Source organism: Quatrionicoccus australiensis (genome assembly GCF_020510525.1).
GTDB classification, from domain to species: domain Bacteria; phylum Pseudomonadota; class Gammaproteobacteria; order Burkholderiales; family Rhodocyclaceae; genus Azonexus; species Azonexus australiensis_B.
This window is the reverse complement of sequence record NZ_CP075188.1, coordinates 2977245-3001499: the sequence shown is the minus strand read 5'-3', so window position 1 is coordinate 3001499 and position 24255 is coordinate 2977245. Positions and strand designations below refer to the sequence as shown.

At 60.4% G+C, this 24255-nt stretch carries 21 protein-coding genes; 12 read left to right on the top strand and 9 right to left on the bottom strand.

Translation table 11 applies throughout. The features are described from left to right. Window positions 1–13: 13 nt before the first annotated feature. A complete protein-coding gene (locus tag KI612_RS14325) occupies window positions 14–295 on the bottom strand; it encodes an integration host factor subunit beta (protein ID WP_226440746.1) in 282 nt (93 codons plus the stop codon). 128 nt (window positions 296–423) lie between these two features. Here KI612_RS14325 and KI612_RS14320 point away from each other — a divergent pair, with 128 nt between their 5' ends. The 8 genes from KI612_RS14320 (at window position 424) to KI612_RS14285 (ending at window position 12307) form a co-directional block, all read left to right on the top strand. Further along, window positions 424–621, top strand: a complete 198-nt coding sequence (locus KI612_RS14320) for a helix-turn-helix domain-containing protein (protein WP_226440745.1) — start codon at window positions 424–426, stop codon at window positions 619–621. 5 nt (window positions 622–626) lie between these two features. Then, a complete protein-coding gene (locus KI612_RS14315; protein WP_226440744.1) occupies window positions 627–1328 on the top strand; it encodes a hypothetical protein in 702 nt (233 codons plus the stop codon). Then, window positions 1325–1729 carry a DUF5681 domain-containing protein gene (locus KI612_RS14310; protein ID WP_226440743.1) on the top strand — a complete coding sequence of 135 codons (405 nt, stop codon included), beginning with the start codon at window positions 1325–1327 and terminating at the stop codon, window positions 1727–1729. The genes KI612_RS14315 and KI612_RS14310 overlap by 4 nt, the downstream gene beginning before the upstream one ends. Further along, window positions 1726–2205, top strand: coding sequence for a hypothetical protein (locus tag KI612_RS14305; protein WP_226440742.1), 480 nt, complete (start codon window positions 1726–1728; stop codon window positions 2203–2205). Before KI612_RS14310 ends, KI612_RS14305 begins: the two co-directional genes overlap by 4 nt. A 76-nt stretch (window positions 2206–2281) precedes the next feature. After that, window positions 2282–4159 carry a hypothetical protein gene (locus KI612_RS14300; RefSeq protein ID WP_226440741.1) on the top strand — a complete coding sequence of 626 codons (1878 nt, stop codon included), beginning with the start codon at window positions 2282–2284 and terminating at the stop codon, window positions 4157–4159. Further along, entirely contained in the window at window positions 4160–11662 is a 7503-nt protein-coding gene (locus KI612_RS14295) for a PLxRFG domain-containing protein (RefSeq protein WP_226440740.1), read from the top strand. It abuts the gene before it with no gap. A 37-nt stretch (window positions 11663–11699) separates the two neighbouring features. Beyond that, the gene (locus KI612_RS14290; RefSeq protein WP_226440739.1) at window positions 11700–11999 is read left to right on the top strand and encodes a type II toxin-antitoxin system RelE/ParE family toxin; all 300 of its coding nucleotides are present in this window, start codon (window positions 11700–11702) and stop codon (window positions 11997–11999) included. Next, window positions 11996–12307, top strand: a complete 312-nt coding sequence (locus tag KI612_RS14285) for an addiction module antidote protein (RefSeq protein ID WP_226440738.1) — start codon at window positions 11996–11998, stop codon at window positions 12305–12307. Before KI612_RS14290 ends, KI612_RS14285 begins: the two co-directional genes overlap by 4 nt. A gap of 104 nt (window positions 12308–12411) precedes the next feature. On the opposite strand, the gene KI612_RS14280 is transcribed toward KI612_RS14285, so the two are convergent. Continuing rightward, window positions 12412–12588: a hypothetical protein gene (locus KI612_RS14280; RefSeq protein WP_226440737.1), complete on the bottom strand. Its 177-nt coding sequence runs from the start codon at window positions 12586–12588 to the stop codon at window positions 12412–12414. Window positions 12589–13032: 444 nt separating this feature from the next. Between KI612_RS14280 and KI612_RS14275 the strand changes: the two genes are divergently transcribed. Then, complete coding sequence (locus KI612_RS14275) at window positions 13033–13836, top strand: SIR2 family NAD-dependent protein deacylase (protein WP_226440736.1); 804 nt, start codon at window positions 13033–13035, stop codon at window positions 13834–13836. 139 nt (window positions 13837–13975) lie between these two features. After that, window positions 13976–15085, top strand: coding sequence for a surface-adhesin E family protein (locus KI612_RS14270; RefSeq protein WP_226440735.1), 1110 nt, complete (start codon window positions 13976–13978; stop codon window positions 15083–15085). A 93-nt stretch (window positions 15086–15178) separates the two neighbouring features. Here KI612_RS14270 and KI612_RS14265 read toward each other — a convergent pair whose 3' ends face one another. From KI612_RS14265 to KI612_RS14245, 5 genes are all read right to left on the bottom strand, one after another. Next, a complete protein-coding gene (locus tag KI612_RS14265; RefSeq protein ID WP_226440734.1) occupies window positions 15179–15694 on the bottom strand; it encodes a hypothetical protein in 516 nt (171 codons plus the stop codon). Beyond that, the gene (locus KI612_RS14260) at window positions 15691–15858 is read right to left on the bottom strand and encodes a DNA-binding protein (RefSeq protein WP_226440733.1); all 168 of its coding nucleotides are present in this window, start codon (window positions 15856–15858) and stop codon (window positions 15691–15693) included. Before KI612_RS14260 ends, KI612_RS14265 begins: the two co-directional genes overlap by 4 nt. 369 nt (window positions 15859–16227) lie before the next feature. Further along, window positions 16228–17496, bottom strand: a complete 1269-nt coding sequence (locus KI612_RS14255; RefSeq protein ID WP_226440732.1) for a transglutaminase-like domain-containing protein — start codon at window positions 17494–17496, stop codon at window positions 16228–16230. A gap of 83 nt (window positions 17497–17579) precedes the next feature. Next, window positions 17580–19004, bottom strand: a complete 1425-nt coding sequence (locus KI612_RS14250; protein ID WP_226440731.1) for a PhoH family protein — start codon at window positions 19002–19004, stop codon at window positions 17580–17582. A gap of 30 nt (window positions 19005–19034) precedes the next feature. After that, entirely contained in the window at window positions 19035–19490 is a 456-nt protein-coding gene (locus KI612_RS14245) for a peroxiredoxin (RefSeq protein ID WP_226440730.1), read from the bottom strand. Between the two features lie 85 nt (window positions 19491–19575). On the opposite strand from KI612_RS14245, the gene KI612_RS14240 reads away from it, so the two are divergent. Then, complete coding sequence (locus KI612_RS14240) at window positions 19576–21720, top strand: ABC transporter substrate-binding protein (RefSeq protein ID WP_226440729.1); 2145 nt, start codon at window positions 19576–19578, stop codon at window positions 21718–21720. Continuing rightward, window positions 21717–22892 (top strand): methyltransferase, encoded by a 1176-nt coding sequence (locus KI612_RS14235; RefSeq protein WP_226440728.1) that lies wholly within the window; start codon window positions 21717–21719, stop codon window positions 22890–22892. Before KI612_RS14240 ends, KI612_RS14235 begins: the two co-directional genes overlap by 4 nt. On the opposite strand, the gene KI612_RS14230 is transcribed toward KI612_RS14235, so the two are convergent. Together KI612_RS14230 and ubiG are read right to left on the bottom strand one after the other, a co-directional pair. Beyond that, window positions 22867–23535, bottom strand: coding sequence for an HAD family hydrolase (locus tag KI612_RS14230; RefSeq protein WP_226440727.1), 669 nt, complete (start codon window positions 23533–23535; stop codon window positions 22867–22869). The genes KI612_RS14235 and KI612_RS14230 overlap by 26 nt on opposite strands. Beyond that, a complete protein-coding gene (ubiG, locus tag KI612_RS14225; RefSeq protein WP_226440726.1) occupies window positions 23528–24226 on the bottom strand; it encodes a bifunctional 2-polyprenyl-6-hydroxyphenol methylase/3-demethylubiquinol 3-O-methyltransferase UbiG in 699 nt (232 codons plus the stop codon). The genes KI612_RS14230 and ubiG overlap by 8 nt, the downstream gene beginning before the upstream one ends. Between the last annotated feature and the right edge of the window lie 29 nt (window positions 24227–24255).

The window sequence follows — 24255 nt, the reverse complement described above, 5'->3', positions numbered from 1 at the left end:
GAGGAGTGGAATGTCACCCAGCGTCCACAGCTTCCCGCAATTCCTTCCCCGCCCGGAAATGCGGCACATACCGGCCAGGCACATCGACCTTCTCGCCGGTCTTCGGATTTCTTCCGGTACGGGGTGGTCGATAGCTCAAACAGAACACCCCGAACCCACGAATTTCGATTCTTCCGCCAGTGCGTAGCGTGTTGCTGATGGCTCCGAGAATCTCCCCGACAGCCATGTCAGCATCGGGTCGGACAAGTTGAGGGAAGCGGGCTGCCAGCAGGCTGGTGAGTTCGGACTTGGTCATGGATATGAATTCTATCCGGCCAAAGCGTAAGTGCTTCTAACGCTTGAAAATTTTGTTGCCGTAGAGGGCACGCAAGCAGGAGGGGCTGTTCCAGACTTGGTGCATCACTTGCACCGAGGAGTACCAACATGACCCCCGAGCCGCGTCTCGACTACTTGAACTTCAAGCAGGCCGCCGATGCATTCCCTGGTGCGCTGAATCCAAACACGATGCGGTGTTGGTTGAAGCGGGGCAGTCACGGATTTCCTGACATTGTCAGCCGTATTGGCAGCTCGCTTCGAATCCGCAGGGATCATCTGGAGGCGTTCATCGATGGGAAGCGATAGCCCTCATGGCATCCGCCCGGGAGATCGCTATTGCAGCAGCCAGCGCCAAGATTGTCGCGCTGTTGGAAGAACTGCCAAGCCTCTGGGTCACTGCTGTGGAAGCTGCGCAGTGCCGTGGAATTCCGGAGAAACAGGCCGCGAAATTCGCGCAGCGTCTGGCAGCGACGGGGCGGATCGAGCAGCGGACCGTCGAGTTCCGGGCAGGGCGGTCAAGGACCAGGCGCCGCTTCGAATACAGGGTGAGCCTGCCCCCAGATACGCCAGTCCGCGCCAGGTTGCCGGCCTGGTTGGAGCCGCCGTTCTACCCGGTCGATCAGCGATTCGCGCGCTTTGTTCCTGGCCGCATGACCAACGCGATTTTCAAGGACAAGCTCGCCATGACTGAAGAAGATATCGTCGAGTTGGAGCCTGGTGTTCGTGCTGCCTACCTGGCTATTGAGGATGAGCAGCTTCTCGACCACCAGGACGTCGTGGACGCGAAACAGCGACTCGCCGAGGCAGAGGAGCGGCTCACGTCACGGGCGGCCCAAGCGGTTGCACTGCGCGAGCAGATCGCTGAAAGCCAGAAGCGGTTGGCGGTCCTGATCGCTGATTGTGGGTATGCCGCGCAGGCAGTCGATTCTGCCCGGGAAAATTACCGCGGCACGCTCGACGACCTCCGGCTAGAGCAAGCTAAGTCCTGTTTACATCAGGGTGATATCAGATGACCTCCGTTCGTTTTCAACCTGGTCAATCTGGCAACCCGGCCGGTCGCCCAAAAGGCATTCCGACCAAAGCGCAGAAGTACCGTGCCGCTATCGAGGATCATGTCGAGGACATAATTAAGGCGCTGGTCCGCCAGGCCAAGGCTGGTGATGTTTCGGCGGCATCACTGCTGCTTAGCCGGGCTCTCCCGCCTCTGCGGCCGGAGTCACAGGCCCAGTCGATCCAGGCAACGGCGACCAGCTTGGTCGAGCGTGCTGAGGAGATCACTGCCGCCACCCTGGCTGGCGAGATTCCGAGCAGTGTCGCCGCCGACTTGATGGGCGTCCTCAGCGGGCTGGCTCGCGTGACAGAGGTCGAGGATCTGGCCAAGCGCATGGACGAACTCGAGGATCGGATGAAATGAGCGCGTTGTCAGTTCGCCTCGACAAGTTGCTGTCGCGCATGCCACCACCGGCCCCGGCACAGGCCGAGCGACCGGCGGTCGACTTTGGCGAACTGGTCCGGGGGATCGTAGAAGAGACCGCGCGTGTCGCTGCACTGCCGCCACTTGAGAAGATCGCGCACATGCTGGGCAAGATCGAACGTAAGAGAAATAAAGCGGCAATGCCTTTTGTCCCAGCCGAGTACCGAGGAACTCCTGAGGTGGGCGAGAACCTTCACAACTTGCTGGTTCATGAAGTTAAGCAAGGTTTCCACTCTGATTTCTATGAGATCCGCGCCGCGGAGATCAAGGTTTTGCGTGATGCCGGATATGCCGTGTCAGAACTTGAAAAATCACATCGCTATTGGGCAAATCTCCCCTGGCAATGGGTTCCGGAGAAGAACCTTTTGCCACCCGATGCGCAACGAATCATCGATGAAGCACTTTTTGTACTGTGAGGTAGCACCATGAACGAAATCACCAGCTTGCCCATTTCCACCACGGCAGCGAATCTTTGTACTGTGAGGTAGCACCATGCCTGAAGATCTTATTGACTCAAAAACGCCGAGGACGATCCCCGGCCAGAACACCTACACACCGACTGCCGGTGAGGCCGGCATGCTCGCCGACTACGCTGCGCGGACCAAAGCACAGGAGAATACCGGCCAAGCTGGTGTTCTGCAGTCAGACACCGCTGGCATTAACGCAGAGCGGACCGCGCGCTGGCGCCAGGACGACCTGATCGATCAAGCACAGGGCGCGTCGGGCCGGAAGCAGGGCATCTACCAGGCCGCCATGTCGGCACCCGGACCGACTCAAAGGGTCTCGCCCATGACTCCGATCCTGAGTGAGACTGACCAGCTCAATGCGGAGCGGTCTGCACGCTGGCGCCAGGATGATCTTCTCGACCAAGGGGCAGGAGCATCCCGTCGCAAGCAGGGCATCTACCAGGCCGCGATCAGCACGCCTGTTCAAGCCTTCGCGGACGGTGGTAAGCCCGAGCCGGGTAGCATGATTCGCGGTGCTGTTTCCGGAAAGCCTGGTGTGTCTGAGCAAATTCGCAGATCCGGTCTGGCGCACCGCCACCACCTGCGCGCAGGCGGTGACAAGTCTCCCGGCGGCAAGATCAAGGGCCCTGGTACGCCGACCTCCGACACGATCCCCGCCCAGGTCCGTGAGACCGGCGAGCCGATCGCGGTCTCGACGGACGAGCGAATCCTGTCCAAGGCACAGGACGACCTGCTGCTGCGTATCGCGAAGGCGTTGGGCTTCGAGACGGTCGATGCGCTCCTCGAGTCCGGCACCGGCAAGCCGGTCGGCCCGACGATCAAGGGCGGGAAGGCTGCCGCAGCGACTGGTATGGCTCCTGAACAGCCTGGTGATGCGATCAAGCAGGCCGCCGGGCAAGTGATCGACGGTGTTCGGTACCAAGCGACTCCGACTCCGGCCAGTCCCCTCGCAATGCTGGCCCAAGGCTACGGTGCCGTAGCCAACAAGGTACTTCAGATCACACCGAACACAGAAGCTCGCCTCGCTGCGAACCGCTCCGAACTCGATGCAACTGGCGAGACGACAAGCCCCACGGTAAAACAAGCCCCGCCAGCCGCAGCGCCGGCCCAGCCCGGTGACTCGATTAAGGAGGCCGCTGGCGAGCCGATCGACAACACGCCGGCGCATCCGCTGACCACAAAGGACATCGTGCCGGGTGGCTATCTTGACCGCGGCAACGGCATCCTCGCCCAGCGCGGCAAGAACGGCCAGCTGAACGTGACGAACGTCGGTACCGAAGCTCTGACCGATCCGAACAAGCGGGCTGTCGATGACTCGGCGTCCGCACTGATCGACCAGAAGAACAGCACCTACAACCCGGCCGCCCAGCTCGCGCGCATGCAGTCGAGCCGCATGGTGTCTGATGCGACTGACTCGACGATCACCGACCCCAGCACCAAGGCTGAAGCAGTTCGCGGCGCCCAGATCCTCCAGGCAGCGCGGGCAGGGGATGCACAGGCACAGGCCGCGGGTAACCACAATCAGCTTGGTCAGCAACAGGTCGAGCAAGGCAAACAACTGGCCAGCTTGCGGAGCGAGATGCTCGACCCGGCGACCACGCCTGAACGTCGCAAGGCTGTGCAGCAAGCGTTTGCGGCACTCAGCGGGCGCGAAGAGAAGCCGGCGGGTCTGCAGGCGATTGATGTTGAAGAGCCGATCGACCCGAAACAGCCGCTACTTGGTAACCGGAAAATCCCCTTTGTGTTCGACCCGCGCACCGGCCAGAGTCGGCCGATGTTGCAACAAGGCCAGGCAAATCCAGCCGATATCGCAGCACAGGCAAAGAGTGCCATTTCTCGGGGGGCTGACCCCAAGGCGGTGAACGCCCGTCTGCGCGCTGCAGGCCTGCCGGAGGTGAAATAAATGTTCGAAGACCTGATCCCGGCTGGCGCTGGCCAACAGCAACGCGCATCCGCTGACGTGTTCGATGACCTTGTCCCATCGTCAGGCAGCAAGATCCTTCAAGCGGCACAAGGCGATGGAGGTTTCGTCGCATCCGCCAAGCAGTCAGTCGGCGCTCTCGTCAAAGGGGCTGGCCAGTTTGCCGGTGACTTCGTCCCTGGTGTCGGTCAAGACAACCCGGTCAAACGCTATGGCCAGGAGGTTATCGACAGTAATCCGCTGGCGGTGCATACGCTGGATGACATTGCCGCCATGCCCGGAACGGCACTCAAAGAGGCAACCGGCAATGCGGCCGGCTCTTATGCCGGCATGGTTGGTGCTCGCCTCATTGGCCAAGGGGTTACCGCCGCCGCGCCATTGGCTGGTCCAGCTGCCCCTCTGGTCGCTGGGGCGGGGCAAGCCATCAGTTGGGCGGGGCCGTATGTAGTTGCCGCCCTGCCGAGTTTTGGCGGTATTCGAGAACAGCAGATCCAAGACAATCCGGAAATGGCTGATTCGACTACCGGCAAAGCGGTTGCTGCGTTGGGCGCTGGCGCGGTTGGGGCCATCGAAAACAGGTTTGGTCCCAATGAGTGGGTGCTGTCCGCGCTGACCAAGACAGGCCGCGACAAACTGGTTGAAAAATTTGCAGCAATAAGCCTGGCCGGAAGCATTGGCAAGGGGATGCTCCACGGTGCCGCGGTCGAAGGGGGTGAAGAGCTCGTTCAAAATCCGATTGAGCAACTGGCGGGGTTCCAAGATCCGACGACTCCGGAAAATGTGAAGGACACTGTTTTCAGTGGAGCGATGGGCTCACTTGGCGGTGGCATGTTTGGTGGTCCGATTGCAGGTCTATCACATCAAGCCCCGGCACCGGTTAGCGTTCTCCGCGCAGATGGGCAAGGTGCCACGACTATCGATCCTGCCACCGGTCCGTTGTCCGCTGCCGCGGCTGAGCACATTCAATCTCAGCAGCCTGCCAGCATGCCTCCTTCGGCACCTGTTGAAGAGGCTGATGCTGTGCCTGTAACGCCGCAGGCCTCCTCCGATCTGTTCGCGGACTTGGTGCCGGAGGAGGATGAAAACGACCGCCTCGGGCGTGAGAATCTCGCCGCATGGGGCGAGCGCGCCAATGTTTTGCCGCTGGAGCACGCCCAGACAATCGCTGCCAGCAGACCTGACCTGATGGTGGTCGAGCATCCAGCCGGGGGCGGGCACACCGTTGTTCCGCGCGACTGGTTGTCAGCCAGCCAGCAGCAGGCCGCCGAGGCGCTGCAAGCACCGGTGCCAGCGGTTGATCCGCTTGTCGAACAGGTCGCTGCCTTGCCGGTTGCCGAGCAGCGCGCACTGGCCAAGCGTCTGGGCACCAAGGGGCTGGTCACCAACAAGAACGCCCAGGAAAAAATCTTCGCCCACCCGCCCGAGGCGATTGCCAAGGCATTGGCCGGCGAGAGCCCGATTCAGTCGATCGACCAGGCCGCCCATCAAGCCAACACTGAGCCGAGTGAAGCCCAGAAGGCCGCCGGCAATTACGCCAAGGGCCATATCAAGGTCGGCGGGCTGGATATCGCCGTCGAAAACCCTATCGGTAGCACCAGAAGCGGTACTGGTCCGGATGGTAAAGCGTGGTCTGTCACGATGTCCGACCACTACGGCTACGTGAAGCGCACCGAAGGCGCCGACGGCGACCAGGTCGACGTCTATGTGAAGGGCGGGACCGCGGAGAACCACACTGGCCCGGTGTTTGTTGTGGACCAGTTCGACCCTGCTACCGGCAAGTTTGACGAACACAAGGCCATGATCGGCTACAAGCTCAAGGGCGCCGCCATCAAGGCCTACGACGTACACTTTGCCGATGGCTCTGGTCCGAAGCGCCGGCAGACGGTGACCAAGATGAGTGCCGAGCAGTTCAAGGACTGGGTCCGGAATGGCGACACCAAGTTGCCGGCCAGTATCCCAGCTCAGCCTGTGCCGACTGAACCCGCCAAGGTCGCCGATGGTGTTGTCAAACCTGACGCCATTTCCGGCGACACGGTAATCGAGGGCGAAAATGAAATACCCAAAGCCACCAGAAAAACTGTACCTCGGAAAGGGAAGGGCGCCCAAGGGCGCTCTGCAGCTTCGTCCCGAGCAACCAAGGTACTCGCTGTCCGCCAAGCCCCCGACCTTCCCGGTATCTATCACGTCAGCACTCAGCTCGTTACCGTAGGCGAGCGGCACCTCCCTGTCTCGAAGGTCGCTTCCTGGGAAGGTGCTGCCAAAGTTTTCGCTGGCCTGTCGCGATTCGCGGTGGAGCACCTCGATGTTCTGGTTACCGACAAGGCGGGTAAGCCGCTTGCCATTATCGGTGGGTTCAAAGGGGCGCCGACCCAGGCCTCGGTCTATCCCTCAACGGTACTGATGGAGCTGGCAAGGATCAAAGGCGCGGCCCATGTATGGATGGCCCACAACCACCCGAGCGGAACGCCCGACCTATCGAACGCTGACAGGATGCTGTCCTCGAGCTTTGAGAGCACTCTGCGCGGATCGAACGTGGAATACCACGGACTGGCTGCTCTAGCCCGTACTGGTGACACCATTTCCTGGATGAACGACAAGTACGACAACGGGACGGTTTCGGTCGATCAGCCGACAGCCTTCAAGGTACCCATGGTTGAGCGGGAAATTACCGAGTCCAACCCCGGCGCAGCAATCTCGAGTCCGTCTGCGGCGAAGGGCTTGGTTTCCACAATTGCCAAGGACCAGCCGGGTATCGTCTTTCTGACCGCTCAGAATGCGGTCAGCGCCTTCGTTCCGTTCGATCCCCAGGAGATGGGTGAGCTGCGCAGTGGTGACAGGCTGATGCGTCTGTTCAGGGCGGCATCGAAAGCAGGTGGTGCCGCGGCGTTCGTGGCTATGCCAGATGGCAAGGTGACCGGCCAGCAGTTTTCCAATGTGAAAGGCGCGCTTGGCACGATCGACGTCAAAGTTCTGGATGGGATCCGGTACCAGAACGAAGGGGCTGCCCCCGCAGAGTCACTGGCCGAGAAAGGCCTCGACGCCTCGAACGGCCACGATTTCTTCAACAAGGCAGGAGAGTCCGACCAGATCGGCCGTCTCGACCAACTGGTCTATGGCCTGGCTGCTGAAGGCAAATCCTCGAACGAGATCCTGCAGGCTATCGTCAAGACGTCCGCAGTTCCGTTCAATCGCCAACTGGCCCGTCTGCTCATCGCGAAGGGGGTATCGGCCAAGGTAACGGTCGGAGATGCCAAGGGGTGGGCTATCCATGCCGGTCCCAGCAACAACTACGCCGCGGCCTACAACCCGAAGACCAACACTGCTTCATTGTTCAGGCCGGCGAGTGCCGAGCGGCACCTGTTGCACGAGATGGTGCACGCTGCCACGCTTGATGCGCTCGGCCAGAAGAGCCTGGCCAGCGGTCAGCTCAAGGCGTTGTTCCACCATGTGCAGACCAAACTGGGCAAACGCAGTCACTACGGCCTGACGAATGCTGAGGAGTTCCTGGCCGAGGCGTTCACGAATCGGAAGTTTCAGCAGGTTCTGTCTCGGATGGCAGCACCTGACAGCAGCAGCTCTGGACTGACCAGCGCCTGGCATTGGTTCCTTCGGATTGTCCGGGGCATTCTCGGCATGGATGCACAAAGTGAGTCGGCTCTGTCTCGCGCGCTCGAGCTCGGTGTTGATCTGATGGCGCCAGCAGTGAAATCAGCAGACGTCCTGAGTCGGTTCAACTCTGAGCGACTTGCGCCAAACGGCAAGCCGTCGAAATTGGATGACGAGCAGTACCAGCAGGTTCGGACTCCCCAATTCAAAGCATGGTTTGGCGACTGGGAAACTGCAGCTCTTAGGGACTTCTTGAATGGCTCGCCTCTCGCTGATCTTCAGACATCAGAGGCGCCGCACCGAGGCTATGCAGCGTTGCGGGAGTGGGCCGTTGGTATTTTTCGCGACTACGGCTTCAAAGCGGTCCATCCCGTCATTGGCGAGGTTCAGATGGACGAGCGAGCGGTGCGCGATAGTATGGGTCACCGGATCAGCCCTGCCAAAGCTGTGGCATTCAAGGCTGTGCCTGACGTCATTGAAAATGGCCGGATTGTGCATGTGGCAACGCGCGGCTTGATGGATAGCATCTACATCTCGGCGCCAGTGCGAATCAATGATGTGGATGACGTGGTTACCGTGTTGGTCCATCGGGATCCGAACACGCAACGCTTTTACCTGCACAGCGTTTCCACAAAAGACAATCTCCTGAAGCCTAAGCAATCCGGCGCTCCGGTCAGTGACCGGCAGAGCACTCCGGGGGCAGTTCCTTCAGGAGACGTTCACAATATACTGCACCAGGCGCTGACCTTCAAGGGTGCAACGTCAAAGGTAATTGATGAAAACGGTGAGCCGCTGGTGGTCTTCCACGGCACGCGAGATGGCGGCACCTTCACTGAGTTCCAACCGAACGAGCGCGGTCTGATTTTCGCGGCATCGACCCGGGAAACCGCGGCCTCTTATGCCGGCCGTGACACCGATGTCGACCTGAACAACGCAACGAAGCAGCGCGGTGTGATTCCGTTGTTCCTCAATATCCGTAGTCCGTTGGAAAAGGACTTCGGTGGCGCGAACTACAACACGCTGGCGAGTGAAGGCATGGATGCGCAAACTGATATTTTGGGCAAACAGGCTCGGAAAGCAGGCAACGATGGCGCAATTTTGCGCAACCTCATCGACGACGGGGGCGACCTGCCCGATATGACCGATGTCGAGACGCCGGCGGACATCTTTATCGCCTTCGACCCCAAGCAATTGAAGTCCGCCACACAAAATGCTGGCTCGTTTGACGCGACCTATCCCGACCTGCGTTTCAATGTGGTCGACGACGCCGATCGGCTGACCGTCAAGGACTGGCTGGGCCACCAACTGGCCAACCAGCGTAGTTGGGCGCTCGGCGCATTGACTCGCGATCAACTGGCCGACATCTACGGTGAGCGTATGCCCGAGGTGGCGCAGTTCGACCGCGTTGTCCAGGAGATGGACCAAGCCCGCAACGTCATCGCAGAGCAGGCTGATGCCATCATTGAGCGTTGGCGCAAGCTGAAGGGGCCAGAGGCTGACCAGCTGGCTGATCTGATGCACCAGGCTACGCTGGCTCAGTTTGATCCGGATCTGGTCATAGCGGCCGAGTCACCCGAACAAGCCGAGCTCCTGGCCAACTGGGAGACGCTGAGTCCGGAAGCGCAGCAGCTCTACCGTGATGTCCGCGACCAGTACGCCGCCACGCTGGCCAAACTGCGCAATGGCTTGTCGAAACGGGCAGAGCGCGCCGGTACCAACGGGCAGCGTATCGCCGCCGAGATCCGGCTGCAGTTCGACAAGTACCTGGCGGAAGGCCCGTACTTCCCGCTCGCCCGGTTCGGCGACTTCGTTCTCATTGCCGACAAGGGCGCCGAGCGGATCGTCGAGGCCTTCGAGAGCTCGGCCGCCCGTGAGAAGCGCGCTCGCCAACTGCGAGTCAGTGGCTGGACAACCAAACTGACAGCGAAGAAGGCCTACTCGGCGACGAAGGACGGCCCGGCCGGCGAGTTCGTCGGCGACGTGCTGAAGCTGGTCGATGGCCTGGAGATGGATGCCAAGGAGAAGGGCGCCCTGATGGACTCGCTCAACCAATTGGCGATCAGCAGCCTGCCGGACCAGTCGTATCGTCGGCACTTCACCCACCGCAAGGGCACGCCCGGGTACAGCCAGGACGCTATGCGGGCGTTCGCCGCCTCGATGCAACACGTCGGCCATCACGTTGCCCGGGTGCTGCATGGTGACGAGCTGACGCTACTCCTCGACAGCCTCAACAAACAGATCAGCGAGACCACCGGCGACGTCGATACGACCGTGCAGCAGCAGGTCGCCAACGAACTGGCCAAGCGACTCGATCTGATGATGAACCCGACTACACACCCGGTTACGGCGGCCCTCGGCCAAGTCGGCTTTGTGATGTCGCTCGGTGGCAGTGTGGCCTCTGGGATCACTAACTTGTCTCAGATGCCGTTGATCACCTTCCCCTGGCTTGGCGCCAAGTTTGGTTTCGACAAGGCGGCCGGCGCGCTGACCAAGGCCAGCAAGGACTACTTCGGCGGCCGTTGGGACAAGTGGTCGGGCTTCGTGCTGAAGGACAACAAGGCGCTGACCGGCGACGAGAAGCGCGCGCTGCAGCAGCTCGAAGACGCTGGTCTCGTTACCCTCACGCAGACCAGCGATCTGGCCAGCACGGCGACGACGGACAGTGCATCGAGTAGCCGGTCCTGGGCGATCAATCGGGCGATGAAGATCATCGGTTGGACGTTTTCCGTGCCGGAGGTGTTCAACAGGCAGGTGTCGGCGCTGGCCGCCTACCGCCTGGCCGTCGAGAAGGGGCAGACCCACGATGAGGCAGTCGAGACAGCCCTGGAGACGTTGCGCCGGACGCACTTCGACTACTCGGCCAGCAACCGTAGCCGCTGGATGGCCGGCAACTTCACCCGCGTGGTGACGATGTTCAAGCAGTACAGCCAGCAGATGACCTACCTGCTCTGGCGCAACGCCCACCAGGCACTGAAGGGCGAGTCGCCGGAGGTTCGGCGCGAGGCCCGCCGGATGTTGCTTGGCGTCGCTGCTATGCACTTCAGCGCGGCCGGCGCGCTTGGCCTGCCGTTGGGCGTGTTCGGCATTACGCCGCTGCTTGGCCTGTTGTCCATGGGAATGGGAGACGGTGACGATCCATGGGACTGGCAGACCGAGTTCCGCAACATGCTGGCCGATGTCTTCGGCAAGGCTGGCGGCGAGGCGATTGCCCACGGACCGCTGCGCACGCTGCTGAATGTCGATTTCGCTTCCCGTGTCGGCCTGGGCGACCTTTGGGTCCGCAGTCCGCAGGGTGAGCAGGAGGGCCGTGATCTTGTCGAGGCCTGGATGTTGACGCTGCTCGGCCCGGTCGCCGGTTACGCTGCCAACATCGGCACGGCGGTCGGCGCGTTCAACGAGGGCAAGACGGGCCGCGGTCTGGAAGCGATGCTCCCGAAGATGCTGGCCGCTCCGCTGAAGGCAACTCGCTACGAAACCGAGGGTGTGAAGTCTTGGCGCGGCGATGATATGGGCGTGGCGCTGGACACCGGCGACATCCTCGGCACAGCGCTGGGCTTCAATCCGACGAAAGTGGCCGAGATGAACGAGGGCAGGGCGGCGATCAAGGGGCGCGAGACAAAATTGACCGGCCGGCGTGAGGGGATCGTCAATCAGTGGATGGCCGCAACGATTGCCGGTGACCAGGCGATGCAGGCCGAAGCGATGCAGATGGCGATGCGTTTCAACCTGGCGAACCCGGGCCTGGCGATCCGGGCAGACTCGCTACAGCACAGCCTGCAGACGAAGCTGCGGAATCAGGCGATGATCAAGGACGGGGTGTATTTGCAGAAGCGTCGGCAGGATTTGCGGGCGGAAGGGCGGTTCTCGAACGTGGAGTAACCTTGCATATATGTAATCCATGGATTACACTTGACCTATGATCGAAATCATCCAGAGCGAGACCTTCGCCCGGTGGCTGGGCAAGCTAAAGGACCGGTCCGCGGTTATGCGGATCAACGCCCGGCTTCGTCGCTTGACGGAGACCGGCAACTTCGGCGACGTGAAGCCTGTTCGCGAAGGTGTTAGCGAAATGAGGATCGACTACGGCCCTGGTTATCGTCTCTACTTTGTCCAGAACGGTCCGGTGTTGGTGGTCTTGCTCGCCGGTGGCGACAAGAATACTCAGGATGCCGACATCAAACGTGCCATCGATATTTCCAAGGAGTGGAAGCCATGACAGAGAAATTTACCCGTTGGGACCCTGTTGATCAGTTGCTGAGTGGTGAAGACATGGCCCTCTACCTTGACGCCTGCCTAGACGAAGACAACGGCGATGGAAGTGTGGTGCGTGCCGCTCTTAACGACATCGCCAGAGCGCAAGGCATGAGCCAGCTTGCCCGTGACACTGGGCTGACTCGAGAGGGCCTGTACAAAGCATTGTCGCCAGCCGGCAATCCGGAGTTTTCGACGATCCTGAAGGTTATCAAGGCGCTGAAAATTAAATTACATGCTACGCCTGGTGGTGACCACTTGGTCGCTGCCTGATCACCCAAGGGCATGGCGGCCTAGTTGGATACAGACGAGGCTAGGCCGTAGGGTGGGTAACAAAAAAGGCCGCTGAGAGCGGCCTGTGGCGGGGCTTGGTGGATCTAGACGCCGAGCTCTGTCTTGACCTGGCTGACCATGGATCGGACGCCCAGCAGGCTATTAAACGTTGTTGTGGCTGCCGGGATGCCACCGGCTGAGCTCAGACTGGCGGCGATACTGGTGATCATGGATTCGATGATGTCCAGCGTTGCTGCTGCGGTTTCGAGGCGGTCTTCCATGGCGTTCTCCCTGTGTTGGTTGCGTGGGATGGATCATACACGGAAATTTTGTGGCCGATTAATTAAATATCGTTAATAAACAATACGTTATGAAAGCATTGCTTACTTTTTGTTAGTGTCGCTAACACCGGGTTGGACTGGCTTACCTGGTCGCCGAAAGGGGAAACTCCGCTGGTACGCTTGAGATGATCAGGCCGTTGCGGACCGACCGATGGGCCGGAGTGCATTGACAACGTAATTTCCTGAGAACAGAATGACCGCGCGCCGATTTGATTCAGCTTGCAGGGCGCCATACAAATTCTTGCTAAAGCGGCGTGGAGCCCGTTCTAGCAATCAATGCTGAACGGGTTTTGTTTTTGGGGGTGGCTCACCTACGAGCTTGGCGCTTTACACCAACTTGCTGGCCAGCCGATTCGGCAAACAGCTAAACAGGAGAGCGTGACCATGTACGCAATTGATCGAGCTGTCGCAGCAATAGAGCGAGCAGATGGCCTTCTCATCACTGCAGGCGCCGGCCTGGGAGTCGATTCAGGGCTGCCAGACTTTCGCGGCAATCAAGGTTTTTGGAAAGCCTACCCGGCCCTGGCCGAGTCGGGGATTAACTTCCAGGACATCGCCTGCCCAAACGCCTTTACGAATTCGCCCCATCGGGCCTGGGGGTTCTACGGCCATCGCCTGAATCTCTACCGCGAAACGGTACCGCATGACGGCTTCCAGATTCTTCGAACGCTGGCGGCAAAGGTCGAGCACGGGGCCTGTGTCTTTACGTCGAACGTCGATGGCCAGTTTCAGAAAGCCGGTTTTGATCCTGATCGGATATCAGAGGTTCATGGTTCGATTCATCACCTCCAGTGCCTGAACGGCTGCCGTGGGGATATCTGGCCGGGGGATGCTTTTCACCCTGTAGTCGACGAGGAAAGCTGCGAGCTGCTCAGCGAGTTCCCGATTTGCCCGCACTGCGGCGGAATTGCTCGGCCCAACATCCTGATGTTCGGAGACTGGAGTTGGGTGCGAACGCGCTCGAACGAGCAGAGCGTCAGGCTGCATGTCTGGCGGCAGACGGTGAAGCGCCTTGTTGTGATCGAGCTTGGCGCCGGGCGGGACATCGCCACCGTGCGGAACTACAGCGAGAAAGCCGGTGGCCAGCTGGTACGAATCAATCCGCGCGATGATCGGGTGCCAGAAGGTGGCATATCGTTACGTGCTGGCGCCCAGGATGCCTTGCGCGCGATCGAACAACTGGTCTGAGGAGAAGGGGTCATGGGCTACGAGGGCAAGGGAGAAATCCCGGCAACGCATCCGCTAGGAAACAATCAGATCAGCTTTGTGAAACGGCCTGTGCCGTCGCCGGTCGAGGATCCTCGTGAGGGTGGTGGCGGCCGGGAAGATGCTGACCCAGTTCAGTCTGATGATCAGGCGCCTCATAAAACAGCAACTGGGGCATAATCAATTAGCACAAATGAATAGGCGGAAATCCATGTCATCAGATGACTCGTTGTATCTGGCGGTAGCCAAGGAACTGACCGCCAATGTTCGTGATGAGGCCTTGTGGACCAAGGCTTTTGCTCTGGAGAGTGGTGACGAAGCCAGAACTAAGGCTCACTACATTCGGCTTCGGGTCGAGAAAATGCAGCGACCAGTTGAGACGGATGCGCCGCCTGTAAAGCATGCAGCCTCGACCTCCGAGGGGGACGCCCAGAACGATAGCGTGAAATCTGTAGTGTCAATTCCGAACGTGCTTGTTCTGGCCCTGTATCTGGCAGTCGCCTACGGCATTGCTCAGAAGTACGGATTTTCTGTCTTCAGTTTGGCGCGCGCCTTGGGTGTCTGTTTGATCCCGGTAGGTGTTTGCCTAGTGTGGAATTTTCGCAAGGGCGACGTGACTTGGCTTCGAATAACCTCGATTGTCGTGACTGCGATCTTCGGGGTGATCTTCGTCGCTTCTGCACTACAGGAGGCAATGGAAACCAGAGCCGGTGCGCCTGGCCCGGATCTTTCGTGGTCGCCCGAATCTAGGGGTGACCATCGTCTTGATGCAGAATCCGGGTCAGCACCCGCGAAATCCTCAGAGGGTAGTTTGGCTTCTGAGACGACAACCGCGAAGCCCTTCAATCCTTTCGATAAGTACGACCGTCTTCCTAATGCTTCCGGAGAAAGTGCTGTTCATCGACTTCCGCGTGATTGGAGGGAGCTGTCCCGGTCAAATGAGTCCATTGGGTACTATGATGCCAACTCGATTGTACTTTTTGACGGCAAAGTCTCGTTCTCATGGCTTGCTGATCAGGCATCACCAGATCAGTACGGTGCGTTCTCAACGGTTTTTGAGATGGAGGTTAGTTGCTCACGGAATCTTGGTCGATTTGTGAGTGTGACTGGGTTTCGACAACGCATGGGAATTGGTGAGAAGGTGTTCGAAGATAAAATCCCTTCCGTGCTTAGCGAACCACACCCGGATTCGAGCGTTGAATATTTCCGAAAACAGTACTGCAATACGTAGAGACAAAAGGCGTACTCCCAATGAAAAACGGCGCTCTCGGGCGCCGTTCTGCCACCTGAGCTACGCTAATAACCGGGCAGCAGATGCACGATATCAATAGTTATTGAAAATCGCAAGTGAATTTGCGATAGCTTTTGCAGTGTCGTCGATGTCGAGACCGGATTCAAACGGCGTAGAAATACGAATATGTTGCTCCTCGTACTTGAACTGCAACCCGAAAAGAGCTGGGTCGATCTCCGAGTACAACCAGTCACGCTCCGTCAGATCTTCGTGCCAGGCCAGTTCATTCACGTAACACGGGACATCGAGGATCAGAATGTCGCCGGTGTCGGTCTTGAACCCCAGCGGCCTGTAGAAGAATGAGGCGTCTTCACCGAGCAGGGCGCCGACGTTGGCGACCGGTGTCAGTTCGAGCGAATCGCAGATCGCGATCAGGCGAAGCATATTCTGGTGAATCCGCGTTGCGCCATCTTCTGCGAAGGAGTTGCGCGTAACAAACTGGCCTTCGACATAGTCGTGGTGGGGCAACAGCGGCTGGTACATTTTCAGAGGAAGGCGAAGGGGGAGGTTGTCGGCGAACTCTTTGTCGCGCATGCGGGTGCGGATCATCGCACACCGCCTTTCAGGCGATCGAGCTCGGCCGGTGGCCAGATCAAGCGACCATTCAAGGCCTTGGTCGGAACGACGCCGAAATAGCTGCCATTCTTGGCAACAGACTTGCGAAGTGATTCAGGTTGGATGCCCAGTTCGCGGGCATATTGAGAGGTATTCATTTGTTTCTCCGTCAGGCCCTTGGGTCATGACGACAGAGCGCTCGGGCCAAGCCGATCTGTAGTCATGAAGCCCTCCGGCCGAATCGGAGAAAACCACGGCGTTCCATCTGGTAGTGGGGGCCGCCCTAAGGTAGGCCCAGCTCGCAGCACGCCGGCATCAATGGATGGAATTTACAGAAGCCCCTCGTGCTTGCACGTAAGAGAATGCAGTTTCGGGTACTTTCGATCAGCAGCCCAACGAGGGGTTGCACCTCTTTCTAGGGGGTATTGCTGGGGGTATTAATTCGTTAAGCTGTCGTCGAACGCCCGCCAATAAAGGCGATTGCGGATATATTCGTCAGCTCACAGAACTGACGAAACCGGCCTGCTTCAGAGTTCGACCCGGCGTGCGCTGATGGTATATGGCGCTTGTGCTGTGCCCTGATCGCGGTAGAGACTTTCGCGCGACTCCATTTGCGGGTGCAGCAGGAAGGGCTGGCTGAAATTCTTGCCGGGCAGCGTGATATCGCTGCCGACGTTGTAGGCGATCCAGTTCATTTCCCAGACGCCGAACAGGATCTTTTTCAGCGAAGACAGCTTGCTGTCGCGATCCGAAAGGACTTCCATGGAGATGGCGCGGCGCACATCGCTGGGGTCGACCGGAATCCAGCCGTAACCCGGAATGTAGAATTCGGCACGGACATGCTGGCCACGCGTTGCATCGTCGCTGGTCAATCCGAGGCTGCGGAACAGTCGTGACGGACCGACCCGCAAGCCATAGACGCAGCGTGCCGGGATGCCGATGGCGCGGCAAATGCCGACGAACAGCCCATTGATGTCGGCCGAGCGACCGCCATACTGACCTCGTACCAGTTGCTGCCGGACATCGCCGGTGCCGCAGCCGGGCAGGGATGGGTCATAAATCGAGTTGTCCACGACCCAGTCATAGATGGCCTTGGCCTGGGCGACCGGATCCTTGATGCGACCGAGGATGCGCTCGCCAAGCTGGTAAGCCAGGCCATCATTGGGAATCAGGCGCGAGGCCTGCAGGTTGCGGCGCAGGATGTCCTCGCGCTCCGGCGCAACCGTGCGCCGGGTGACGTCGAAGTGGCGGTCGGCCGTCGTGACCAGGGTTTTCAGCTGCAACTTGCCTTCGCCGCTATCCCGCCATTCGCAATGAAAGACTTCAAGATCGCCATCGGGCAGGCGGCGCATGCCGGCGTTGTTCTCGTTGCCCTCCCAGGAGTGGCCCAGCGTGCGCTGGAACAGGGTGTCCTGGTTGAGTGGCAGGGGCAGCCACAGCTTGCTGGTGCCTGCGCTTTTCAGGTTGACCGTGGTCGTGATCTCGTAGGTGCGCCATTCGCTGGGTGGTTCGGCCGCTTTGACCGGGGGCAGTCGGCTGGCTGTCGTGCCGGGCGGCGGGCTCTCTATGACCGGGTCGTCGGCCGTGTGCGCAACCGGCGCCGAAATCGGCGCGTAGCGCTGGGATGAGCGGCTCGACGGTTTGCGGCTGGGCTTGGCGCTGCGTCCGGATTTGGCTTTCGCGGTTCCGGGCTTGGCGGTCGACGCCTTGGCCGGGCTTGATTTCTTGGCAGCCCAGGCATCGGAAATGATGGCTGAAAGGGCGGCGGCTGATGCGAGAAAAGTGCGGCGTTTCAAAAAATTCCTCCGGCAGAGACAGCCCGTGGCTGAAACGAAAGGGCCGTGTCACTGACACGGCCCCTTTGCTTGATTGCGGTCGATTATAGCACTTCAGCCGCGTGGTCAGCCAAGCGGGAACGCTCGCCACGTTGTAACGTGATGTGACCGGAATGCGGCCAGCCCTTGAAGCGGTCGACGACGTAAGTCAGGCCGGAACTGCCTTCGGTCAGGTAGGGCGTGTCGATCTGCGCGATGTTGCCGAGACAGACCACCTTGGTGCCCGGGCCGGCGCGCGTGACCAGCGTCTTCATCTGCTTCGGCGTCAGGTTCTGCGCCTCGTCGATGATCAGGTACTTCTTGAGGAAGGTACGGCCGCGCATGAAGTTCATCGACTTGACCTTGATCCGCGAGCGGATGATGTCGTTGGTCGCCGCCTTGCCCCAGTCGCCGCCGTAGGCGCCGCTGCTCGCTTCGTCGGTATGGGTAAGGACGTCGAGATTGTCTTCGAGTGCGCCCATCCACGGTGCCATCTTTTCTTCTTCGGTGCCGGGCAGGAAGCCGATATCCTCGCCGACCGGCACGGTGGCGCGGGTCATGATGATTTCGGCAAACTGCTTGCTTTCGAGGACCTGGGTCAGACCGGCGGCCAGCGTCAGCAGGGTCTTGCCGGTGCCGGCCTGGCCGAGCAGGGTGACGAAGTCGATATCCGGGTTCATCAGCAGGTTCATCGCAAAATTCTGTTCGCGATTGCGCGCCGTGATGCCCCACACGGCATTCTTCGGATGCGTGTAATCGACCAGGGTTTCCAGCACTGCGCTCTTGCCGGCGGTTTCCTTGACGATGGCCGAGAAGCCGTCCTTTTCCAGCCAGACGAACTCGTTGACCAGCATTTGCGGACAGAGCGGGCCATTCACCTTGTAGTAGGTCTTGGCTTCCTTCTTCCACGATTCCATGCCCTTGCCGTGCTTGTCCCAGAAGTTCTCGGGCAGGGCGCGGGTGCCGGTGTACAGGATGTCGGTGTCTTCCAGCACCTTGTCGTTGAAATAGTCTTCGGCGAGCAGGTTCAGTGCCCGCGACTTGATGCGCATGTTGATGTCTTTCGACACCAGGATGACCGGCCGCTTGGGGAATTTCTTCTGCAGGTGGATGACCACCGAGAGAATCTGGTTGTCGACCTTGGAGGTCGGCAGGCCTTGCGGCAGTTCGCTGCTGATCGCCTCGGTCTGCAGGAAGAGGCGGCCGCTGGCGAGCTTGTTCGACGGCGGGTAGAGATCGATGCCTTCATCGATGTCATCGCCGGCGGCCAGCAACTCGTCGAGCATGCGCGAGGTCTGGCGGGCGTTGCGGGCAATTTCCGACATGCCCTTCTTGTTGTTGTCGAGTTCCTCCAGCGTCATGATGGGCAGGAAGACATCATGTTCCTCGAAGCGGAAAAGACTGCTTGGGTCGTGCATCAGCACGTTGGTGTCGAGGACGAAAAGTTTGGTAACGGCGGGCTTCTTGACGGCTGCGGGTTTGCGCGGCATGAAATGGGCCTTTGGTTGGGGTTGGGAGGTTTAAAGGGTTTTGACGAAATCCAGTACTTCCTGAACATGGCCGGCGACCTTGAGGCCGCGCCATTCGCGGCGCAAAACGCCGTTGCGGTCGATGACGAAAGTGCTGCGTTCGATGCCGCGGCACTGTTTGCCGTACATCATCTTCTGCTTGATGACGCCGAACAGGTTACATACCGTTTCATCGGCATCCGAGCCGAGTTCGAAGGGGAAGGATTGCTTGGCCTTGAAGTTTTCGTGCGATTTCAGGCTGTCGCGGGAAATGCCGAGAATGACGGCGTCGACCGCCGAGAACTCGGCGTACAGGTCGCGGAAGTTCTGGCCTTCGGTGGTGCAGCCCGGCGTGCTGTCCTTGGGGTAGAAGTAGATCACCACGATCTTGCCGGCCTGGGCCGACAGCGTGAAGGTCTGGCCGCTGGTGGCGGGCAGTGAGAAGTCGGGGATTTTGGTATCGAGCATGTGCCTGCCTTTTGTCGTCGGATTGGCCTCATTGTCGGCAAATCCCGGCAGAACGGTCAACCGGTCATTTGCTAAACTCCTGCCCATGCGAAAAATTTGCGCCAGTCTCGTTCTCCTTGCTTGCCTGTCGGCTTGTGGCCAGTCCTGGAATGATCCCTATCCGGCGGCCGATGCGGGCAAAAACATCCTGTACACGGCGTTTACCGAGCGGCCCAAGCATCTCGACCCGGCCCAGTCCTACAGCGAGGATGAGCTGGTTTTCACCGGCCAGATCTACGAGCCGCCGTTGCAGTATCACTACCTGAAGCGCCCGTACGTGCTCGAGCCGGCGACTGTCGAACAGGTTCCCGTGCCGCGTTATTTCGATGCGGCGGGGCGTGAGCTGGCCGCCGATGCGCCGGCCGAGCGCATTGCCGAAAGCGTCTATGAACTGAAGTTGCAGGCTGGCGTGCGCTTCCAGCCGCATCCGGCATTTGTGCAGACGCCAGACGGTCGACCGTTGTATTTGGGCAAAAATGCCGCCGAGGGGCGTCAGACGCTGGCCGATTTTGCGCAAACGGCCAGTCGCGAAGTGACGGCTGACGACTACATCTACCAGATCAAGCGTCTCGCCCATCCGCGTCTGCATTCGCCGATTTTCGGCATGATGGCCGACAAGATCGTTGGCCTGAAAGAACTCGGCGCCAGCCTGGCACAGGCCGCGAAAAAGGCGCCGGCCGGCGAGTGGCTGGATCTTGACCAATATCCGCTGAGCGGCGTCGAGAAGGTCGATCAGCGCACCTGGCGCATCCGTATCAAGGGCAAGTATCCGCAATTCCTGTACTGGCTGGCGATGCCCTTCTTCGCGCCGGTGCCGCGCGAAGCCGAGCGTTTCTACGCCCAGCCCGGCATGGCCGAAAAGAACCTGACGCTCGACTGGTGGCCGGTCGGCAGCGGCCCGTACATGTTGAGCGAGAACGATCCGAACCGGCGCATGGTGCTCAGCCGCAATCCGAATTTCCACGCCCAGCATTATCCCTGCGACGGTGAGGCTGCTGACCGCGCCGCCGGCCTGCTCGCGGATTGTGGCAAGGCGCTGCCCTTTATCGAGCAGGCGGTGTTCACCCGCGAGAAGGAGGCAATTCCCTACTGGAACAAGTTCCTGCAGGGCTACTACGACGCCTCGGGCATTTCCTCCGACAGCTTCGACCAGGCGGTGCGCGTCAATGTCGGCGGCGATGTGGCACTCAGCGACGAGATGCAGGCGCGCGGCATCCGTCTGCTGACGACGGTCAAGGCGTCAATTTTCTACATGGGCTTCAACATGCTCGATCCGGTGGTGGGTGGTTTGTCCGAGCGGTCGACCCGGATTCGGCAGGCAATTTCAATCGCCATCGATCAAGAAGAGTACATCTCAATATTTGCCAATGGCCGCGGTATCGCTGCGCAAGGTGCGCTGCCGCCCGGCATCTTTGGCTACGAAAACGGCGAGGCGGGGATCAATCGGGTCGTGTACGACTGGATCGATGGCAAGCCGAAACGCAAGGCGCTCGAAGCGGCAAAGAAGCTGCTTGCCGAGGCCGGCTATCCGAATGGCCGCGACGCCCGCACGGGCGAGCCGCTGGTCGTCTATCTCGACAGCACGGGCGGCAGTGGTGGCGACAAGTCTTACCTTGACTGGCTGACCCGGCAATTGGCTGGCATCGACATCCAGCTTGTGGTCCGGGGCACCGATTACAACCGTTTCCAGGACAAGTTGCGCAAGGGCAATGTCCAGCTCTATTCCCTGGGCTGGAATGCCGATTACCCCGATCCCGAAAATTTCTTCTTTCTGCTCGATGGCAACGAGGGCAAGGTGGCGCACGGCGGCGAGAATGCCTCGAACTATGCCAATCCCGAGTTTGACCGCCTCTTCCTGCGCATGAAAAACATGGACAACACGCCGGAGCGGCTGGCTATCGTTCGCCAGATGAACCACATCCTGCAGCACGATGCACCCTGGGTCTTCGGGCTGCATCCGAAGAGCTACACGCTGACCCACCGCTGGCTGAAGAATCGCAAGCCAAGCGAGGTCGGCAACAATATCCTCAAATATCAGCGAATTGATGCGGTCGACCGCATGGCGGCGCGGCAAGCCTGGAATGCGCCGGTGGTCTGGCCCTTCGTCGTTGGCCTGGTGCTGCTTCTTTCTGCCTTGCTGCCCGCCCTGCTTGCTTATCGCCGGCGTGAGCGGCGGGCAGGTCTGACGTGAGCCCGGGCGAGCAGCAGCGGCAGCTCGAAGGTCTCCTGCGGCACTATCGCGATTGCTGGCATCCGCAACCCTTTCGCGAGTTGCGGCCGGACTGGTGTCATGCCTATCCGGCCCTGACTGCTGATTTGCTGGCACTCGATCAGTCCGGGCTGGAAGCCCTGAGTGCCGACAACGACGCTGCGCTGGCCTGGCTGACGCCATACCTGCCCGAGCTTGGCGAATTGCGTTCCCTGATTCGCCTGGCGCAGGCCCCGGCAGCGCCGGTCTCGGCCGCAGGCGAGCGTTGGGCCTGGGAGATTCCCGGGCGCAAACGGGCGCAGATCGAGGCTTTCGCGGCTTCTGCCCGATGCTGTGGACAGCCGGTTGTCGACTGGTGCGGCGGCAAGGGACATCTTGGGCGCCTGCTTGCCGGACAATGGGGGCAGACCGTGCATACGCTGGAAATCGATGCCGTACTCTGTGCCGCTGGTGAGCGACTGGCCTCACGCCAGGCAGCGGGGCAGCATTTCGTCGTGGCCGATGCGCTGGCCACCACCGCGTGGCCGCAACCGGGGCAGCATGCGGTGGCCCTGCATGCCTGCGGCGACTTGCACCGGCGTTTGCTGCAACGTGGCGTGGTGCAGGGGGTTCGCCGTTTCGATGTGGCGCCGTGCTGCTATCACCGCGGGGTGGGGGACTTCTATCAGCCCTTGTCGAGTGGTTCCGGCCTGGCGCTGACGCGCGACGATGTGCGTCTGGCCGTGACCGAAACCGTGACCGCTTCGCCCCGCCTGGCCCGGCGTCGCGATCGGGAGATGGCCTGGAAGCTGGGCTTCGATGCCTATCGTCATGCCTTGTCGGCAGCGGCGTACCAGAATTTCAAGCCGGTGCCATCGGCCTGGTTTGCCGGTGATTTTTCCGGATTTCTGCAGCAGATGGCAGTGCGTGAGGGGCTGGCGGTGCCGGTTGATGCGGATTGTGCGCAATGGGAGCTTGCCGGCTGGCAGCGTCATCGTGAGGTCATGCGCCTTTCCCTGCCGCGCCAGGCTTTCCGGCGGGCGCTGGAAATCTGGCTGGTGCTCGACCTCGCGGTCTATCTCGAGCAGCAGGGCTATGCAGTGAACCTGCAAAGCTTTTGCGACCAGCGCTTGACGCCGCGCAATCTGCTTATTTCGGCTGAACGCGCTGACTGAGGTAGGTCGCCAGTTGTTCCGGTTGTTCGATGACCAGGTCGGCCCCCCAGGCATCCGGCGCTTCGCCGTTGCCGAGGTAGCCGTAGGCGGCTGCGACGGTGAAGCAACCGGCGGCGCGGCCGGCGATGATGTCGCGCTGGTCGTCGCCGACGTAGATGGCTTTCTCCGGAGCGCAGCCGAGCAGGGCGCAGGCATGCAGGATGGGCAGTGGCGAGGGCTTGGCTGCGGCTGTCGTATCGCCGCTGACCACGCAGCGCGTGCGCGGTGAAAGCTGCAGCAATTCGACCAGCGGATCGGTGAAGCGCATGCGCTTGTTGGTGACGATGCCCCAGCCGAGCTTGAGATTTTCAATCCGGTCGAGGAGTTCGGGAATGCCGGCAAACAGCTGGCTTTCATCGCACAGGCGGGCGGCGTAGATTTCGAGAAAGGCAGCGGCCAGGCGTTCGTAATCCGGGTGCGTGTTTTCGATGCCGAACCCGGCGCGCAGCATGCCGCGTACCCCTTGCGACGTGTACGGGCGCAGGGCTGCGAGCGGCTGTTCCGGTCGACCTTCCTGGAGCAGCAAAATATTGGCCGCACCGCCGAGGTCGGGAGCGGTGTCGGCCAGGGTTCCGTCGAGGTCGAAAAGAACCGCTTCAAACATTCCGGATGCTGCGCAGCAGATAATTGACGCTGCTGTCGCGGCCGAGCGAATACTGCTGCGTCAGCGGGTTGTAGCTCATGCCGATCAGCTCTTCCGGCTCCAGGCCGGCCAGCTTGGCCCAGCGCGAAAGCTCGGACGGCTTGATGAACTTGGCGTAATCGTGCGTACCCTTGGGCAGCATGTTGAGGATGTACTCGGCACCGATCACCGCGAACAGGTAGGACTTCGGGTTGCGGTTCAAGGTCGAGAAGAAGACCTGGCCACCGGGTTTGACCAGGCGGGCGCAGGCACTGACGATGCTCGACGGGTTCGGTACGTGCTCAAGCATTTCGAGACAGGTCACCGCATCAAAGGCGCCGGGCATTTCTTCCGCCAGCTGTTCGACCGCGATCTTGCGATAGTCGACTTTCTGTCCGGTTTCGAGCAGATGCAGCTTGGCCACGCCGAGCGGCTTTTCCGAGAGGTCGATACCGGTGACTTCGGCGCCTCGTGCCGCCATGCCCTCGGAGAGCAGGCCGCCACCGCAGCCGACGTCGAGTACGCGTTTGCCGGCCAGGCCGATGTTCTGGTCGATCCAGTCGAGGCGCAGCGGATTGATCTCGTGCAGCGGCTTGAATTCGCTGTTCGGGTCCCACCAGCGGTGGGCGAGTTCACCAAATTTGTCCAGTTCGGCAGGATCGGCGTTGAGCATGGGAGTCACAAAAAAGGGGTTGAAAAGAA